Source organism: Pseudoxanthomonas daejeonensis (assembly GCF_010093205.1).
GTDB lineage: Bacteria > Pseudomonadota > Gammaproteobacteria > Xanthomonadales > Xanthomonadaceae > Pseudoxanthomonas > Pseudoxanthomonas daejeonensis.
Genome location: NZ_PDWN01000007.1, coordinates 1 through 17,673 on the forward strand (window position 1 = coordinate 1; position 17,673 = coordinate 17,673).

The window sequence follows — 17,673 nt, forward strand, 5'->3', positions numbered from 1 at the left end:
AGATGTTTATAAGACACAGCTCCGCCGCCCTCCCCCGCGGTACCTCCAGCGACCAGCGATGAACACGACGACCTTCGATGCCCCCCTGGCTGCACCCGGCGGACGCGACATGCGCGATGCCCGCGCCGACCGCCTGTTCCGCTACGCGCTGGTCGCCTGCGTGGTGTTCGTGCTCGTCGCCCTGGCCGGCGCCGCGCTGTCGATGCTGTGGGGCGGACGCCATGCCCTGCAGATGCAGGGCCTGAGCTTCTTCTACTCGGCCGAATGGAACCCGGTGGAGAACAAGTTCGGCGCGCTCGCGCCGATCTACGGCACGCTGGTGACGGCGCTGATCGCGATGCTGATCGCCGTGCCGGTCAGCTTCGGCATCGCCTTCTTCCTGACCGAAGTCGCGCCGCGCTGGCTGCGCGGACCGGTCGGCACCGCGATCGAGCTCCTGGCCGGCATTCCCTCGATCATCTACGGCATGTGGGGCCTGTTCGTGCTGGTCCCGGTGATGACCGAGTACGTCACGCCCTGGCTCAACGACAACCTCGGCACGCTGCCGCTGGTCGGCCCGCTGTTCCAGGGACCGCCGCTGGGCATCGGCATGCTCACCGCCGGCTTCGTGCTGGCGATCATGGTGATCCCGTTCATCTCCTCGGTGATGCGCGAGGTGTTCCTGACCGTGCCCACCCGGCTGAAGGAATCGGCCTACGCACTGGGTTCGACCCGCTGGGAAGTGAGCTGGGACATCGTCCTGCCCTACACCCGCTCGGCCGTGATCGGCGGCATCTTCCTCGGCCTGGGCCGGGCGCTGGGCGAGACGATGGCGGTGGCCTTCGTGATCGGCAACTCGGTGCGGCTGTCGCCCTCCCTGCTGGAGCCGGGCACCACCATCGCCGCGCTGATCGCCAACGACTTCGGCGAGGCGACCGAGACCTACCGCTCGGCGCTGCTGCTGCTGGGCTTCGTCCTGTTCATCGTGACCTTCATCGTGCTGGCGATCGCCCGGTTCATGCTGATGCAGCTGGCGCGCAAGGAGGGCAACTGATGTCCGCCGTCGCCGCCACCAATCGCGCCTCCAGCCGCCTGTACGCCAGGCGCCGCATCGTCAACCTGCTCACCCTGCTGCTGTCCTGCGTGACCGCCCTGTTCGGCCTGTTCTTCCTGGGCTGGATCCTGTGGACGCTGACCGCGAAGGGCATCGCCGGCATCAACTGGGACCTGTTCACCCGGATGACGCCGCCACCGATGGAGGAAGGCGGCCTGGCCAACGCCTTCTTCGGCAGCGCGGTGATGTGCGCGCTGGCGATCGCGATCGGCACGCCGCTGGGGATCGCGGCGGGCACCTGGCTGGCCGAGTACGGCAACGCGCGCAAGGCCGGCACGGTGGTGCGCTTCGTCAACGACATCCTGCTGTCGGCGCCCTCGATCGTGCTGGGCCTGTTCGTCTACACCCTCTACGTGATGCAGACCGGCGGCAGCTTCTCCGCCTTCGCCGGCGCCCTGGCGCTGGCCTTCATCGTGCTGCCCGTGGTGGTGCGCACCACCGACGAGATGCTGCGGCTGGTGCCGGTACAGATGCGCGAAGCGGCGCTGTCGCTGGGCATCCCGCAATGGAAGGTCACCGTGCAGGTGCTGTATCGCAGTGCCTCGGCCGGCATCGTCACCGGCATCCTGCTCGCCCTCGCCCGCATTTCCGGCGAAACCGCGCCACTGCTGTTCACCGCGTTCGGCAACCAGTACTGGAGCATGAACATCTTCCAGCCGATGGCTTCGGTCCCGGTGGTGATGAACCAGTTCGCCGCCAGCCCGTACGAATCCTGGCAGGTGCTGGCCTGGGCCGGCGCGCTGGTGCTGACCGTGTTCGTGCTGCTGGTGAGCCTCGGCGCGCGCGCCCTGCTCCTGCGCAACAAGATCTCCCATGACTGACCATTCCCGGAACCCGGCCATGAACGAACTCCAATCCGCCGCGCCGATGCAGCGCATCTCAGTGGCCGCGCATGCCGACGCCGGCCTCGCCCCGGCACCGGTCAAGCTGGCCGCCAAGGGCCTGGACTTCTACTACGACAAGTTCCATGCGCTGAAGGACATCCAGCTGGAGATTCCCGAGAAGCGCGTGACCGCGCTGATCGGCCCCTCCGGCTGCGGCAAGTCCACCCTGCTGCGCATCTTCAACCGCATCTACGCGCTGTATCCCAAGCTGGAGGCGCGCGGCGAGGTGCTGCTGGACGGAGAGAACATCCTCTCGCCCAAGTACCCGATGAACCGGCTGCGCAGCAAGGTCGGCATGGTGTTCCAGAAGCCGGTGCCGTTCCCGATGACGATCTTCGAGAACGTCGCCTACGGCATCCGCCACCACGAGAAGTTGTCCAAGGCCGACTTGGCCGTGCGCGTCGAGCAGGCGCTGCGCCAGGGCGCGCTGTGGGACGAGGTCAAGGACAAGCTCAACCAGAGCGCGCTGGGCCTGTCCGGTGGCCAGCAGCAGCGCCTGTGCATTGCCCGCGCCGTGGCCCTGCGCCCGGACGTGCTGCTGCTGGACGAGCCGACCTCGGCGCTGGACCCGATCTCCACCAGCCGCATCGAGCAGCTGGTGGAGGAACTCAAGCGCGACTACACCATCGTCATCGTCACCCACAACATGCAGCAGGCCGCGCGCGTCTCCGACTACACCGCCTTCATGTACCTGGGCGACCTGATCGAGCACGACCGGACCCAGGTCATCTTCTCCAGCCCCTCGAAGCAGCAGACCGAGGACTACATCACCGGGAGGTTCGGCTGATGAACACCAGCATGCCCCACGAACACATCGTCAAGAGCTACGACGAGGAGCAGCACCACCTCGTCGAGGAAATCGTGCGCATGGGCCTTACCGCCGTGGCGCAGCTGGAAGCGGCGCTGGACGTGGTCGACCGCCGCGACGACAGCGCCGCGCGCAGGATCGTGGCCAACGACGAATCGATCGATGCGGCCGAACGCCGGATCAGCCACGACGTGATGCTGCTGGCCCTGCGCGGACCGATGGCGCGCGACCTGCGCGAGATCCTCGCCGGACTGCGCATCCCGGCCGACATCGAGCGCATCGGTGACTATGCGGCCAACGTCGCCAAGCGTTCGATCGCGCTCAACGCCGCACCGCCGATGCCGCACACCTCCGGCCTGCGGTCGCTCGGCGCGCTCGCCGCCGACCAGGTCCGGCAGGCCCTGCAGGCCTACCGCGAGAACGACGGCGCCCTGGCCCTGCAGGTCCGCGAGAACGACGCGCAGCTGGATCGCCGGTACACCGCGCTGTTCCGCGAGCTGCTGACCTACATGATGGAAGACCCGCGCAACATCACGCCGTGCACGCACCTGCTGTTCATGGCCAAGAACCTGGAAAGGATCGGCGACCACGCGACCAACATCGCCGAGAACGTGTGGTTCCTGATCCATGGCGAGCAGCCTCTGCCGCCGCGTGACAAGCGCGACGACACCAGCACCACCGGCGCGGTCTGAAGCGCGCACCGGATGCCAACACCGGGATAACGCACCGGGGGTAGACTGGCGTCCCCCCCGGCGGCCGGCGCACCGCATCCTGCGCCGACGTTTCCATCCAGCATCCCGGAGATCGAACATGTCCAAGCAGACACCCGCCGCCATCGCGCTCGGCACCGCCCTGGCAGGCTTGACCCTGGCCGGCTCGGCCTTCGCCATGGAGCCCCTGGCGCAGGGCTACATGCTCGCCGGCGAAGCCGCCAAGGCGCACGAGGGCAAGTGCGGCGAAGGCAAGTGCGGCCTCGAGAAGGTCGACGCCGACAAGGACGGGCGCGTCTCGCAGGCCGAGTTCGTCGCCGCCCATCCGGAGAAGGCCGACCAGTTCGCGAAGATCGACGCCAACCAGGACGGCTTCCTCGACGAGGCCGAACGCAAGGCCCACCACGCCGCCAAGGGCAGCGAGGGCAAGTGCGGCGACAAGGCCGGCGAGAAGAAGGCGGGCGAAGGCAAGTGCGGTGAAGGCAAGTGCGGCGAGGGCAAGTGCGGGGGCATGGCCTGAGCGCGAACCGGCGGCGCGGGCCGTGAGCCCGACCGACTCCTCGCTAGAGCCAGACCCCGCGATGATGCGACTGCCTGGCAACGGCCCGCACAACCATGTGCGGGCTGCCGGACGATCGGATCCTCTGCCTGGCCTGGGCGTTCCGCCGATCGACGATGAAGCTGCCTGACGCCAGCGCCGGACTGGGATTGAGGCGCGCGCTGCTCGACGAGCTGCGCGCCGCGCCTGCAGGCGCCTTCGATTTCCTCGAATGCGCGCCGGACAACTGGATCGGCGTGGGCGGCCGGCTGGGCGAGGCGCTGGATGCACTGTCGGAGCGGCATCCACTCACCTGCCACGGGCTGTCGCTCTCGCTCGGCGGCACGCTGCCGCTGGACGAGGTGTTCCTGGCGAAGACGCGGCGCTTCCTCGACCGGCACCGCGTCGTGCTGTACAGCGAGCACCTGAGCTGCTGCACCGACGACGGCCACCTCTACGACCTGATGCCGATTCCGTTCACCGGCGAGGCGGTGCGCCACGTCGCCGCGCGGATCGGCCGGGTGCAGGACGTGCTGGGCCGGCGCATCGCCGTGGAGAACGTCTCCTACTACGCCGCCCATCCGGCCCTGGCCGGCGAACCGGACATGGACGAAGCCAGTTTTGTCGGCGCGGTGCTCGAGGAGGCCGACTGCGACCTGCTGCTGGACGTCAACAACGTCTACGTCAACGCGATCAACCACGGCTACGATCCGCACGCATTCCTGGCCCGCATGCCGGGCCGGCGCATCGCCTCGTACCACGTGGCCGGCCATTACGACGAGGCCGAAGACCTCAAGGTCGATACCCACGGCGCGCCGGTGAAGGGTGACGTATGGGCGCTGCTGGCCGAGGCCTACCGGTTGCACGGCATCCGCCCGACCCTGCTCGAACGCGATTTCAACCTGCCGCCGTTGCCCGAACTGCTCGGCGAGGTCGCGCGCATCCGCCAGCTCCAGCAGGCGGCATCGCCCGGGCATGGCGCGGACATGCTCCGTGCCTGACCTGCACCGGCAGCAGGCAGCCTTCGCCGCGCACCTGCGCGATCCGCAGGCCCATCCGGCACCGCCGGGGATCGATCCGCGACGGATGGCGATCTATCGCGAACTGTTCTTCAACAACATCGCCGGCCTGCTCGGCGGCAATTTCCCGGTAATCCGGCGCACGCTGGGGGAAGAAGCCTGGACCGCCCTGGTGCGCCGCTTCTACGCCGACCATCGCAGCCACACGCCGCTGTTCCCCGAACTGGCGCGCGAGTTCATCCGTTTCCTGGAGTCGCGCGCCGGACAGGGCGATCCGCCGTGGCTGGTCGAACTGGCGCATTACGAATGGATCGAGTTGGCCGTCCAGATCGATGACAGCGCAGTGCCGGCGCACGATCCCACCGGCGACCTGCTGGACGGAAAGCCCGTGGTCTCGCCATTCGTGCGTGCGCTGGCATACCGCTGGCCGGTGCACACGATCGGCCCGGAGCATCGCCCCGCCGTCGCGCCGGCCGATTCGACGCTGTTGCTGGTCCGGCGCGACCACGAGGGGCGGGTGCGTTTCGCCGCGATATCGCCACTGGTCTACCGGCTCCTCGAACTGCTGGCCGACGGTGCGGGCAGTGGCCGCGCCTCACTGCAGGCGCTGGCGGCCGAAGCCGGGGTATCCGCCGACGAGGCCTTCATGGCCCAGGGCGAGGAGATGCTCGAACGCATGCGCGGCGAAGGCACGCTACTGGGCAGCGCTGTTCCGTAGGAGCGGGCACGACCACGACACCGACGCGCATGGCACAGGCGACGCCATCGCGATCGCGACGGCCTCGTATCGCCGGCTGAAGCCAGCGCCTGCGACACGATCGCGGGCGCACACTCCGTCGCAGCGACCCGCGCCACCACGCTCTGCTAACCTTCGCCCATGAGCAACAGCGACCTGCAAACCCCCGACGACGCCGAAGCACCTGCCGCGCCCCCGGGCGCCATGGCACGCCGCTTCCGCGGCTTCCTGCCGGTGGTGGTGGACGTTGAGACCGGCGGATTCGACTGGAATCGCCATGCGCTGCTGGAAATGGCCGCCGTCCCGATCGAACTGGACGAGCAGGGCCTGTTCGTCCCCGGCCAGACCGCCAGCGCGCACTTCATTCCGGCGCCGGGCACCGAGATCGATCCGAAGTCGCTGGAAATCACCGGTATCGACCTGGACCACCCGTTCCGGCTGGCCAAGCCGGAGCGCGACGCGCTGGGGTACGTGTTCAACCAGGTCCGCGCGGCGGTGCGCAGGCACGGCTGCCAGCGCGCGATCCTGGTCGGGCACAACGCGCACTTCGACCTGAACTTCGTCAACGCGGCGGTCGCGCGCAGCGGCCACAAGCGCAACCCGTTCCACCCGTTCAGCGTGTTCGACACGGTGACCCTGGGCGGCCTCGCGTACGGCCAGACCGTGCTTGCCCGCGCGATGCAGGCGGCCGGCTTCGACTGGAATGCGGAAGACGCGCATTCGGCCGTGTACGACGCCGAGCAGACCGCGCGGCTGTTCTGCCGCATCGCCAACGCCTGGCCTTCCCCGCTCCCGGGCTGACTGGTCGTCCCGGATCCGCCCCGGTCCATCCGGGGAACGTCGCCGTCAGGCGCGCTGGCGCACCACCTCGAACAGGCACACGCCCGCGGCCACCGACACGTTCAGGCTCTCGATCTCGCCCGGCATCGGGATGCGCACCAGCCCGTCGCAATGCTCGCGGGTCAGCCGGCGCAGGCCTTCGGCCTCGCCGCCCAGCACCAGTGCGACATTGCCCTTCAGGTCCAGCGAATACAGCGACGGTTCCGCTTCGCCGGCCAGGCCGTAGATCCATACGCCCAGCTTCTGCAGGTCGCGCAGCGTGCGCGAGAGGTTGGTCACCGACACCACCGGCAAGCGGTCGGCGGCGCCGGCCGAAGTCTTGCGCACGGTGGCGTTCACCGGCGCCGACTTGTCCTTCGGGATCACCACCGCAGTGGCGCCGGCCGCGGCCGCGCTGCGCAGGCAGGCGCCAAGGTTGTGGGGATCCTGTACGCCGTCGAGCACCAGCAGCAAAGCCTTGCCTTCGGCCGCCTCGACCAGCCCCGCCAGCTCATGCTCGTCCCACGTGCGCACGGCCGCGTAGCGCGCCGCCACGCCCTGGTGGCGCAGCTGGCCGGCGATGCCGTCCAGCGCCTGGGTAGCGACCTTGCGCACCTCGATGCCGCGGCGCCGCGCCTGCTCCTCGATCTCGACCAGGCGCGGATTGCGCGCACCGGATTCGACCAGCACCTCGCGCACGTGTTCGGCGTCATTCTCGACGGCCGAGGCCACGGCGTTGACGCCGACGATCCACTGGTTCTGCTTGCTGCTCATGCGCTGTGCCGCCGGGGGAAGGCCCGCATTATCGCATCGGCCGGCGTCCGCCCGCAGAGCGGCGGCGGCCCCGCCAGGCACGCCCGGCGAAGCGGCTTGGTGGAAAAAGCAACGGGAAGCCCCGCTCTACCCAGGGGCGCCGGGGCTACGCGGGGAATCGGGGAGCCCGTCCGCACCGCCCGGCGGCCAGGCGACGGTGTCGTGGTCCGGGTGCTGGTATGGAACGATGCGGGAGAGGAATGCGGCCGACGCCTCGTCCTCTTCGGTGCGCCGGGCCGGCAGTTCGGCCAGGCCATCCACGAACGGCAGGCGACCCTCGATGCCGTACTGGATCCAGGGCGGAAGGCCTGCCGGATCGTCGAACGCCCCGGCAGCCAGGGCCACTCCGTCCGGTGCCTCGTACGTCAGCGGCGTGCCGCACGCGCCGCAGAAACCCCGCCGCACCAGGTTGGACGACTGGTAATGGCGGGGCCCGCCGCGGGTCCATTCCAGCAGCGCGCCCCGGGTCGAGACCAGCGGCGCGTAGTACGCGCCGAACGCCTTCTGGCACATCCGGCAATGGCAGATCGAGGCGTCGCCCAGCACCCCGGTCACCCGGAAGCGCACCGCGCCACACTGGCAGCCACCGGCATGCACGGCCGCTTCCGGCGATGCGGGCACGTCGGTCGCCATCGCGCGTCAGTACTTCTGCTTGGTCCGCTTGGCCGGCTGGCCACGCGGAGGCGGGGGCGGCGGGCCGCCGTCGCGCTCCTTGTCCTCGACCAGGCGGAAGTCGATCTTGCGCTCCTCCAGGCTGGCCTTGAGCACGATGATCCGGACCCGGTCGCCGAGCCGGAACTGCATGCCGCGACGCTCACCCGACAGCGTCTTGCGCACCGCGTCGAAGTGGTAGTAGTCGTGCGGCAGCTGGGTCACGTGGACCAGGCCGTTGACCTTGGACTGGTCCAGTTCGATGAACAGACCGAAGCTGGTCACGCCGCTGATCACGCCGTCGAACTGGCCGCCGACATGCTGCTCCATCCATGCGGCGCGGTAGCGCTCGTCGACCTCGCGCTCGGCCTCGTCGGCACGACGCTCGCGCTCGGAGCACTGCAATGCCAGCGCGGCCATGTCGCGCGGCGAATACCTGAAGGCGTCGGGCTTCTGCCTGGACAGCACGTGCTTGATCGCGCGGTGCACGAGCAGGTCCGGATAGCGGCGGATCGGCGAGGTGAAATGCGCGTAGGCCTCCAGCGCCAGGCCGAAGTGGCCGGCGTTGTCGGGCGAATAGACCGCCATGCTCTGGCTGCGCAGCAGCACCGATTCCAGCAGCGTGGCGTCGGGTCGCTCGCGCACCTTCTTCAGCAGGCGGGTGTAGTCGCCGGGCTGGACCTTGCCCCACGGCGGCAGGCTCAGCTTGAACTCCTTGAGGAACTCCAGCAGGTCGGCGTACTTGCCCTCCGGTGGCTTCTCGTGGACGCGGTACGGGGCCGGGACGTGCGCCTGGAGCAGGTGCCGCGCCGCCTCGACATTGGCCGCGATCATGCATTCCTCGATCAGCTTGTGCGCGTCGTTGCGCACCAGCATCCCGGCCTGGGTGACCTCGCCGCGGTTGTCCAGGACGAAGCGCACCTCGGAGGACTCGAACTCGATCGCGCCGCGCTTCTCGCGTGCCTTCGCCAGCACCTGGTAGAGCTGGTGCAGGCGCTCGACATGCGGCAGGACCGCCGTGATCTCCGCGCGCGTCTCCGCGTCGTCCTCGCCCACCGCCTTCCACACCTGCGTGTAGGTGAGCCGTGCGTGCGAGTTCATCACCGCCTCGTAGAACTTCGAGCGGGTGACCTGGCCGTCGTGGTCGATCTGCATGTCGCAGACGAAGCACATGCGGTCGACTTTCGGATTCAGCGAGCAGATCCCGTTGGACAGGGTCTCCGGCAGCATCGGCACGACGAAGCCGGGGAAATAGACCGAGGTGGCGCGCTTCTGCGCCTCGTCGTCCAGCGGCGTGCCGGGCCGCACGTAGTGCGACACGTCGGCGATGGCCACGACCAGGCGGAAGCCGGCCTTGTTGACCTCGCAATAGACGGCGTCATCGAAATCCTTGGCGTCCTCGCCGTCGATGGTGACCAGCGGCGTGGCGCGCAGGTCCACGCGGTCGCCGATCATCGACGGCTCCACCGTCAGTGGCACCGCGGTCGCCTCGTCCAGTACTTCGGGCGGGAATTCGTGCGGCAGGTTGTGGCCGTGGATCGCCGCCTCGACCACCAGCGACGGGGTCAGGCTGTCGCCGAGCACCGCGACGATCCTGCCGATCGGCGGGCGGCGCGCATCCGGTGCCTGCACCAGTTCGCACACCACCAGCTGCCCGTCGCGCGCGCCACCGGTGCCGTCGGGCGGCACCTGCACGTTGCGCTGGATGCGCTTGTCGTCGGGGACGATGAAGCTGATTCCCGCCTCGGTGCCGAAGCGGCCGATCAGCCGGCTCACGCCGCGCTCGAGCACGCGGGCGATGCTGCCCTCGCGCCGTCCTTGGCGGTCGATGCCGGTGACATTGGCCAGCACGCGGTCCCCGTGCATGGCCTTGCGCATTTCATAGGGCGCCAGGAACAGGTCGTCGCCGCCACCCGCATCCGGGCGCAGGAAGCCGAAGCCGTTGGGATTGGCGATCACCGTGCCGGAGATCAGGTTGGTGTGTTCGACCGGGGCGAAGCCGCCGCGCCGGTTCTGCACCAGCTGGCCGTCGCGGACCATCGCGCCCAGGCGCTTGCCGAGCGCATCGAAACGATCCGGCTCGGCCAGGCCCAGGGCCTGGGCCAGTTCCTCGGCCGTCTGCGGCCCGCCGGCCGCCTCCAGCGTGGCGAGGATCGATTCGCGGCTGGCGATGGGATTGGCGTAACGATCGGCTTCGCGCGCGGCGTGCGGATCGTTGAATCCCGTGCGCGGCGCGCCTTGCGGACGCGGCGACTGCGCGGAGCGGGCGCCACCGGAGCCATGCCTCGGGGCCGAGGGCGGAGGTTCGGGCATCCAGGGCGGCAGTTTCTTGCCTGGCCCCTTGCCGGCCTGCTTGCCGGAGCGCGCCTGGCCCGGCCGCGCCGCGCCCGAAGTTGACTTGTCCCCGGTCGTCCCGGCGCCCTTGCGGCCTTCGCCGCCCGTGGCTTTCCCGCCACGATTGCCTTGTTTTTTCATGTCCCGATGGTACACCCCGGCCGGATCAGCACCGCGTGGAGCCGGCAGGCGTTGACAAGATTTCAGGCACCCCCCAAAATGCGCGGCCTCACCTGCCCAGGTGGCGGAATTGGTAGACGCACTAGTTTCAGGTACTAGCGGGTAAAACCGTGGAGGTTCGAGTCCTCTCCTGGGCACCAACACGACGTTTCAGGCGATCCCACGGAGGACCTGGACGACTCAAAAAGCCCCGCGAAAGCGGGGTTTTTTGTTGCCTGCACTCCCCTTCGTCCCGTTGCATCCCAAGCGGGCCGGGGACACGGTTAGGGAGAACGCCCGAGTCCAGCCTGGCCGCCCAGGGCACAAAATCTCCCTACGACCGCAATGCCACGCGCTGACACAGACGCGCATTCGCAACTCCAAGGCCGACGACTACCCGTTGCGGGATGGACAAGGCCTGCATGCCATCGTTACGCCTTCCGGCGACAGCGGGCGCCCGCCAAGGAAATCCACCCGGCCGCCGCCAAGTTGAAGCTCCCCCGCAACGGGTCCGCTTAATGTTCACGCCCCCTGCCGTGCGCCGATGTCGTACCAAGATCTCGTTCGATTCACGATCATGACCACGGAAAGCATCACAGGGACTTCGATCAGCACGCCGACGACGGTCGCGAGCGCTGCACCGGACTGAACTCCGAACAGGCCAACCGCTGTCGCCACCGCGAGCTCGAAGAAGTTGCTGGCGCCAATAAGCGCTGACGGCCCGGCGATTTCGTGGGCGACACCGAAGCGGCGGTTTAGCAGGTAGGCAAGTCCGGAATTGAAGTAGACCTGGATCAGGATCGGCACCGCAAGAATGGCGATGACCAATGGCTGCTCAACGATCTGTTTCCCCTGGAATCCGAACAACAACACCAGCATGGCCAGCAATGCCAGAAGCGAGACCGGTGCAAGCATTGCCAACACCGCGCCCAGACGCTTCGGGCCGCCGTGCGCCAGTAGCCAACGCCGCAACAGCGCGGCTACCGCAACTGGCACCAGGATGTAGAGACCCACCGACAGCGCAAGCGTGTCCCACGGCACCACGATTGAAGAAAGGCCAAGCAGAAGCGCTACGAGGGGGGCGAACGCCACGACCATGATCGCGTCGTTGAGCGCGACCTGGCTCAGGGTGAAGTTTGCATTTCCGCGGCACAGGTGGCTCCATACGAAGACCATTGCCGTGCACGGCGCCGCGGCGAGCAGGATCAGCCCTGCCATGTACGAATCAACCTGGTCAGCGGGCAGCCAGTCGATGAAGACGTGGCGCAGGAAGATCCATCCCAGCAGCGCCATTGAAAACGGCTTCACCGCCCAATTGATGAACAGCGTCACGCCGATGCCGCGCCAGTGGCGGCTGACTTGGCGCATCGCGCCGAAGTCGACCTTCATCAGCATCGGCACGATCATCAACCAGACCAGTACTGCGACCGGCAGGTTGATCTTCGCGACCTCCACCGAACCCAATCGCGCGAACGCATCCGGGAACCAGTGACCGAGGGCGGTACCGGCAAGGATGCACAGGCCGACCCAAGCGGTCAGGTAGCGCTCAAAGAACGGCATGCGCCGCGCTGGGTCAGCCATGGCCAACGGTCTCGTCTTCCGGTTGTACGAAACCGATCCGGTCGAGCGATTCCTTGAGCGCAGCGCGGTCATTCCACACCTGCGCCGGCAACGCCAGCAGAGCGAGCAGGCGTGCTTTGACGACCCGGTGCGCCTGGGCGAAGGCCTCGCGCTTGTCCTGCTCGGTGCCCTCTATCGCAGCAGGGTCGGGCAGGCCCCAGTGCGTCCGCAGGAAGTCGCCAAAAACTACCGGACAGGTTTCCGTGGCCGCCGAATCGCAGACAGTGACCACCAGATCGATAGGTGCGGCGCCATCGGTGGCGAACTCGTCCCACGACTTGCTACGCAGCCCTGCGGCTGCAATGCCGTCGGATGCGAGCTGCTGGAGTGCGAATGGGTTAACCCGCCCGGCAGGCCGGCTGCCTGCGCTGAAGACCTCGAAGCGATGACCCGCCCATGCGCGCAGCGTGGCTTCGGCCAGAACGCTACGCGCGGAATTGCCAGTACATAGGAACAGGACGCGGATGCGATTCGGCTCCATGGCGACCTCAGCAACAGCCAGAAGCCGGCGCACAGAAAGTCCCGCCAGCGCTTGCGCTCTGGGCCGTCTCGGCCGTCTCCGGCAGGCACGATGCGCCATTGGTGGCACAGGTCGGCTCGCCCGCGTAATAGGTCGTGGCGTCGCCCAGCGTGTGGAAGGTCTCCCAGCGGGTGCCCTGCGGATCCTCGGTCCACAGCTTGTCCGAATGGGCGTAGCAGCATGTGGCCGACTCCTCGGGCACCACTGTGCCGCCGGCTGCGGTCAAGCGCCGACCCAGCTCGCGCAGGCCAGCGTCGTCGTCCACCTGTAGGCCGAGATGATCGACGCCAGGAACACGGCCGGTATTGGAAATTGCAAAGTTGACCCGCGGATCATCGAGCATCCACTTGGCATAGTCCGGCTTCAACACAGTGGGCTCAGTGGCGAACAGTTCGGTGTAGAAACGGATGCTTGATGCGAGGTCGGCGACGTTGAGGTGAACGTGAAAGCGGTTCATCGGGAGGCCTTCTTGCTGGGCGCGCAGGTCTGCGCAGGGCCGCAAGCGGTCACACCGCCGCAGCAGTTTTCGGTCAGGTAGTCGAGCAAGCCATTCATCTGCAGGTAGTTGGCGCGGACGCGGATAACGCGCCCTTCGCGTTGGTCATTGACCAAGGCCGCGGCACGCAGGATGTTCAGGTGGGCGGTAAGCGTCGCCGCGGGAATGTCGAGCCGTTCGCGCAGTTCGCCGACGGGCAGGCCGTCCGGTCCGGCCTGGACCAGGATGCGGAACGCGGCCAACCGAGATTCGTGGCCAAGGGCGGACAGGGCTTTCAAGGCGATCTTTGTTTCCATATTTCCAGAATATAGGAATTATAAGATCGGTCAAGTACCCCGCGCTCGGCGCCTCGGGTCGTGGGCCGTTGATCAGCTACGAACGAGTGCTGGAACAAGGCACCCTGTCGCGAAGGCATGTGCCGCGGCGCGCACACTGACATTGGACAATGCGAGTGCCACAACGGGCTGCAAGCCAGCGCCGACCAACCGTGCTGGCTGCGCGACCGAGATCAGCACAGGGGATACAACAAGGGAGAACGTTCCACGCAACGCTCCGGACGCCTGTTATAGATCAAGTGCTTACCTCCCCTGTTCGAGTCCTCTCCTGGGCGCCATGGGAAAAATAGAAAACCCTTTCGTTGCCCGGATGCGGCGATGCCCACCGGGCAGACGCCTTCCACGGCGCCAGGCTCATCGACGCCGCGGGGTAGAATCGCGGCCTGTCCCCCGATGTGCCGCGCATGACCGACCCGACCATCCGCCCCACCTTCCACGGCTTCGAACAGATCCCGCTGCGCGAGTACGCCGAGCGCGCCTACCTGGACTATTCGATGTACGTGGTGCTGGACCGCGCCCTGCCCTTCGTCGGCGACGGGCTCAAGCCGGTGCAGCGCCGCATCATCTACGCGATGAGCGAGCTCGGGCTCAATGCCGGCGCCAAGCCGAAGAAGTCCGCGCGCACCGTCGGCGACGTGATCGGCAAGTACCACCCCCATGGCGATTCGGCCTGCTACGAGGCGCTGGTGCTGATGGCCCAGCCGTTCTCCTACCGCTATCCGCTGATCGAAGGCCAGGGCAACTTCGGCTCGACCGACGATCCCAAGTCGTTCGCGGCCATGCGCTACACCGAGTCCAAGCTCACGCCAATTGCCGAGGTGCTGCTGGGCGAACTGGGCCAGGGCACGGTCGACTGGGTGCCGAACTTCGACGGCACGCTCGAGGAGCCGAGCTGGATGCCGGCACGGCTGCCGCACCTGCTGCTCAACGGCACCACCGGCATTGCGGTAGGTATGGCCACGGACGTGCCGCCGCACAACCTCAATGAGGTGGTCAGTGCCTGCGTGCGCCTGCTCGACGATCCGGACGCCACGGTCGCGGACCTGTGCGGGCACGTGCGCGGCCCGGACTACCCGACCACCGCGGAGATCATCACCGGCGCGAACGAACTGCGCACGATGTACGAGACCGGCAACGGCAGCGTCCGCGCCCGCGGCACCTGGATCAAGGAAGGCACCGGCAACTTCGTCGTCACCGCCCTGCCCTACCAGGTCTCGCCGTCGAAGGTGATCGAACAGATCGCCGCGCAGATGCGCGCCAAGAAGCTGCCCTGGCTGGAAGACATCCGCGACGAATCCGACCACGCCAACCCGGTGCGGGTGGTGCTGATTCCGCGCTCCAACCGCGTGGATGCCGAGCAGCTGATGGGCCACCTGTTCGCCACCACCGACCTGGAGAAGAGCTACCGCGTCAACCTCAACATCATCGGCCTGGACGGCAAGCCGCAGGTCAAGAACCTGAAGATGCTGCTGCAGGAATGGCTGACGTTCCGCAGCAGCACCGTCACCAAGCGCCTCAAGTATCGCCAGGAAAAGCTCGAGCGCCGGCTGCACCTGCTGGAAGGCCTGCTGGTCGCGTTCCTCAACCTGGACGAGGTGATCCGGATCATCCGCACCGAGGACGAGCCGAAGGCGGCGCTGATCGCCCGGTTCGGCCTGTCCGACGACCAGGCCGAGTACATCCTCGAGACCAGGCTGAAGCAGCTGGCGCGCCTGGAGGAAATGAAGATCCGTGGCGAACAGGACGAGCTGGCGAAGGAACTGGAAAGGATCGTCGCCATCCTCGGCAGCCCTTCGAAGCTGAAGAAGCTGGTCAAGGACGAGCTGCTGGCGGACGCGAAGAAGTTCGGCGACGAACGTCGTTCGCCGCTGGTCCAGCGCGGCGCGGCGCAGGCCATCGACGAGAACGAGCTGGTCCCCAGCGAGCCGGTGACGGTGGTGCTGTCGGAGAAGGGCTGGATCCGCCAGGCCAAGGGCCATGACGTGGATGCCGCCGGGCTGTCCTACCGGGATGGCGACGGGCTGCTCGCCGCGGTGAAGAGCCGCAGCACGCAGCAGGTCGCGTTCCTGGATTCGCAGGGCCGCAGCTACTCCTCCGCCGCGCACAGCCTGCCCTCGGCGCGCGGCAACGGCGAACCGCTCACCGGGCGCTTCTCGCCGGCATCGGGCGCCTCGTTCCAGGCCCTGGCCAGCGGCGACAACGACAGCCGCTTCGTGCTGGCGTCTTCGCACGGCTACGGCTTCGTCACCCGCTTCGAGAACCTCACCGGCCGCAACAAGGCCGGCAAGGCGATGCTCAACCTGACCCCGAATGCGCGCGTACTGCAGCCGGCGGCGATGGCCAATCCGGAAGCCGACCGCATCGTGGCCGTCACCAATGTCGGCCACCTGCTCGCGATCCCGGCGGGCGACCTGCCGGAACTGGACAAGGGCAAGGGCAACAAGCTGATCGACATCCCCAAGGCCAAGCTCGCCACCGAGCGCGTCGTCGCGGTAGCCGCGGTTTCACCGGGACAGACGCTGCAGGTCCGCAGCGGACAGCGCACGATGTCGCTGTCGTTCAAGGAACTCGAGGCCTATCTCGGCGCGAGGGCCACGCGGGGTGGCTTGCTGCCGCGCGGGTGGCAGAAGGTCGATGGACTCGCTGTCGAGTAGTTGCTCGCTGACGCAGCGCGCGGCGGCGCGTCGAACGCCGTCGCAAACCTGCCTGGCAGCAGCGCGGTAGAAGGTCGACGGTCTCGCTCGATCGTTGCTGCAAGGCGCGTCGCAAACCCGCGCAAGCGATGTGGCACAGGGTCGAAAACCCTGTGGTCGAATGATGCCTTGCCATCCCTCGATTCGAGGGGGGCACCAGACAGCGCGGGACTGGCCCCGCCCTACGGGAGTAGTGGATGGAAGCGGATTTCTGGCTGCAGCGCTGGCAGGAAGGACGAACCGGCTTCCACCGCGCCGAGGTGATGCCGCTGCTGGAAAAGTACTGGCTGGCACTGGGTGTGCCAGCCGGCGGGCGCGTGTTCGTGCCATTGGCCGGCAAAACCCTGGACATGCACTGGCTGGCGGCGCGGGGCATGCAGGTGCTCGGCGGTGAGCTGTCCGCGCTTGCCGTCGACGCGTTCTTCGCCGAGGCCGGCCTGGCACCGGACGTGTCGGAGGACCTGGATGGCGTGCACCATCGCGCCGGCGCCATCGACCTGGTCCGTGGCGATGTGTTCGCCCTTTCGGCGGCGACGCTCGGCGCAATGGACGCGGTCTACGATCGTGCGGCGCTGATCGCACTGCCGCCTGTGATGCGCCGGCGCTACGTGGCAGAGGTATATGGAAAGCTGCCGCGCGGATGTCGTGGGCTGCTGATCACGCTCGAGTACCCGCAGGCGCAGATGGATGGGCCTCCCTTCTCGGTCGGGGAAGCCGAAGTGCGCGAACTGTTCGCGCAGGATTGGGCGGTCGAACTGCTTGAGCGAAAGGACATCCTCGCCCACGAACCCCGCTTCAGCGACGACGGCTTGACCGCGCTGGCGACCGCCGTATACCGCCTCCAGCGCGGCTAGTCGCTGGATCGCGGCACCAAGGCCCTCAACTCGCGACGGTGCCGCCGTTGATCTTCGACAGCTGGTAGTTCTCCAGGCCGATCCGCTTGATCAGGCCCAGCTGCTGCTCGAGCCACCAGGCATGATCTTCCTCGGTGTCCTTGAGCTGGGCCAGCAGCATGTCGCGGCTGACGTAGTCCTGGCGCTGCTCGCACAGCTTCATCGCCGCGGCGAGGTTGGCGCGCACCTGGTATTCGACCTTCAGGTCGGCTTCCAGCATTTCCACGACGGTCGCGCCAGGCGTGAAGGCGTGCGGACGCATGTCCGGCTCGCCCTCCAGGAACAGGATCCGGCGCAGGATGGCGTCGGCGTGCTCGGTCTCCTCCTGCATCTCGTGGCCGATCCGCTCGTACAGCGCCTTCAGGCCCTGGTCCTCGTAGCGGCGCGAATGCAGGAAATACTGGTCGCGCGCAGCCAGCTCGCCGCGCAGCAGCTCTTTCAGGCAGTCGATGACTTCGGGATGGCCTTTCATGGTCGTGACTCCGGGGACGCTCGGCGCGCAGTGTGCCGCAATCGGCATGCCGGTGTTCCAATCGGAATCAGTCGCAACTG

17 protein-coding genes, 1 tRNA gene and 1 pseudogene are annotated in these 17,673 nt (G+C 67.7%); 11 read left to right on the top strand and 8 right to left on the bottom strand.

Going from position 1 to position 17,673, the window contains the following annotated elements:
- The first annotated feature begins 58 nt into the window (after positions 1 to 58).
- From pstC to rnt, 8 genes are all read left to right on the top strand, one after another.
- On the top strand, positions 59 to 1,033 hold the full coding sequence (gene pstC / locus CSC65_RS08190; RefSeq protein ID WP_162410081.1) for a phosphate ABC transporter permease subunit PstC: 975 nt from the start codon (positions 59 to 61) through the stop codon (positions 1,031 to 1,033).
- Entirely contained in the window at positions 1,033 to 1,914 is an 882-nt protein-coding gene (pstA, locus tag CSC65_RS08195; protein ID WP_162410082.1) for a phosphate ABC transporter permease PstA, read from the top strand. Before pstC ends, pstA begins: the two co-directional genes overlap by 1 nt.
- Positions 1,915 to 1,933: 19 nt before the next feature.
- A complete protein-coding gene (gene pstB / locus CSC65_RS08200) occupies positions 1,934 to 2,764 on the top strand; it encodes a phosphate ABC transporter ATP-binding protein PstB (protein ID WP_162410083.1) in 831 nt (276 codons plus the stop codon).
- Entirely contained in the window at positions 2,764 to 3,477 is a 714-nt protein-coding gene (gene phoU / locus CSC65_RS08205) for a phosphate signaling complex protein PhoU (protein ID WP_162410084.1), read from the top strand. The genes pstB and phoU overlap by 1 nt, the downstream gene beginning before the upstream one ends.
- 118 nt (positions 3,478 to 3,595) lie before the next feature.
- Positions 3,596 to 4,015: an HvfA family oxazolone/thioamide-modified RiPP metallophore gene (locus CSC65_RS08210; protein WP_162410085.1), complete on the top strand. Its 420-nt coding sequence runs from the start codon at positions 3,596 to 3,598 to the stop codon at positions 4,013 to 4,015.
- Positions 4,016 to 4,170: 155 nt separating this feature from the next.
- The gene (locus tag CSC65_RS08215; protein ID WP_162410086.1) at positions 4,171 to 5,034 is read left to right on the top strand and encodes an HvfB family MNIO-type RiPP peptide maturase; all 864 of its coding nucleotides are present in this window, start codon (positions 4,171 to 4,173) and stop codon (positions 5,032 to 5,034) included.
- On the top strand, positions 5,027 to 5,770 hold the full coding sequence (locus tag CSC65_RS08220) for an HvfC family RiPP maturation protein (protein ID WP_238390324.1): 744 nt from the start codon (positions 5,027 to 5,029) through the stop codon (positions 5,768 to 5,770). Before CSC65_RS08215 ends, CSC65_RS08220 begins: the two co-directional genes overlap by 8 nt.
- Positions 5,771 to 5,992: 222 nt before the next feature.
- On the top strand, positions 5,993 to 6,589 hold the full coding sequence (gene rnt / locus CSC65_RS08225; RefSeq protein ID WP_425501333.1) for a ribonuclease T: 597 nt from the start codon (positions 5,993 to 5,995) through the stop codon (positions 6,587 to 6,589).
- A 45-nt stretch (positions 6,590 to 6,634) separates the two neighbouring features.
- Here the strand turns inward: rnt and rlmB are convergent, their stop codons facing one another.
- The 3 genes and pseudogenes from rlmB to rnr form a co-directional block, all read right to left on the bottom strand.
- The gene (gene rlmB, locus CSC65_RS08230; RefSeq protein ID WP_162410089.1) at positions 6,635 to 7,381 is read right to left on the bottom strand and encodes a 23S rRNA (guanosine(2251)-2'-O)-methyltransferase RlmB; all 747 of its coding nucleotides are present in this window, start codon (positions 7,379 to 7,381) and stop codon (positions 6,635 to 6,637) included.
- 126 nt (positions 7,382 to 7,507) lie between these two features.
- Positions 7,508 to 8,053, bottom strand: coding sequence for a GFA family protein (locus CSC65_RS08235; RefSeq protein ID WP_162410090.1), 546 nt, complete (start codon positions 8,051 to 8,053; stop codon positions 7,508 to 7,510).
- A gap of 6 nt (positions 8,054 to 8,059) precedes the next feature.
- Positions 8,060 to 10,312, bottom strand: a pseudogene (rnr, locus tag CSC65_RS08240) (ribonuclease R); the annotation flags it as partial.
- A gap of 328 nt (positions 10,313 to 10,640) precedes the next feature.
- Between rnr and CSC65_RS08245 the strand changes: the two are divergent.
- A tRNA-Leu gene (locus CSC65_RS08245) sits at positions 10,641 to 10,725 on the top strand.
- Between the two features lie 361 nt (positions 10,726 to 11,086).
- On the opposite strand, the gene arsB is transcribed toward CSC65_RS08245, so the two are convergent.
- The 4 genes from arsB to CSC65_RS08265 are packed head-to-tail and all read right to left on the bottom strand — an operon-like array spanning position 11,087 to position 13,496.
- The gene (gene arsB / locus CSC65_RS08250; protein ID WP_162410240.1) at positions 11,087 to 12,124 is read right to left on the bottom strand and encodes an ACR3 family arsenite efflux transporter; all 1,038 of its coding nucleotides are present in this window, start codon (positions 12,122 to 12,124) and stop codon (positions 11,087 to 11,089) included.
- 13 nt (positions 12,125 to 12,137) lie between these two features.
- A complete protein-coding gene (locus CSC65_RS08255) occupies positions 12,138 to 12,665 on the bottom strand; it encodes an arsenate reductase ArsC (protein WP_162410092.1) in 528 nt (175 codons plus the stop codon).
- 7 nt (positions 12,666 to 12,672) lie between these two features.
- Positions 12,673 to 13,161: an ArsI/CadI family heavy metal resistance metalloenzyme gene (locus CSC65_RS08260; RefSeq protein WP_162410093.1), complete on the bottom strand. Its 489-nt coding sequence runs from the start codon at positions 13,159 to 13,161 to the stop codon at positions 12,673 to 12,675.
- Positions 13,158 to 13,496 carry an ArsR/SmtB family transcription factor gene (locus CSC65_RS08265; RefSeq protein ID WP_162410094.1) on the bottom strand — a complete coding sequence of 113 codons (339 nt, stop codon included), beginning with the start codon at positions 13,494 to 13,496 and terminating at the stop codon, positions 13,158 to 13,160. The genes CSC65_RS08260 and CSC65_RS08265 overlap by 4 nt, the downstream gene beginning before the upstream one ends.
- A gap of 443 nt (positions 13,497 to 13,939) precedes the next feature.
- Here CSC65_RS08265 and parC point away from each other — a divergent pair, with 443 nt between their 5' ends.
- Both parC and CSC65_RS08275 read left to right on the top strand, forming a co-directional pair.
- Entirely contained in the window at positions 13,940 to 16,189 is a 2,250-nt protein-coding gene (gene parC / locus CSC65_RS08270) for a DNA topoisomerase IV subunit A (RefSeq protein ID WP_162410095.1), read from the top strand.
- A gap of 236 nt (positions 16,190 to 16,425) precedes the next feature.
- Positions 16,426 to 17,082 (top strand): thiopurine S-methyltransferase, encoded by a 657-nt coding sequence (locus tag CSC65_RS08275; protein ID WP_162410096.1) that lies wholly within the window; start codon positions 16,426 to 16,428, stop codon positions 17,080 to 17,082.
- Positions 17,083 to 17,107: 25 nt separating this feature from the next.
- On the opposite strand, the gene bfr is transcribed toward CSC65_RS08275, so the two are convergent.
- On the bottom strand, positions 17,108 to 17,593 hold the full coding sequence (gene bfr / locus CSC65_RS08280) for a bacterioferritin (RefSeq protein WP_162410097.1): 486 nt from the start codon (positions 17,591 to 17,593) through the stop codon (positions 17,108 to 17,110).
- Positions 17,594 to 17,673: the final 80 nt, after the last annotated feature.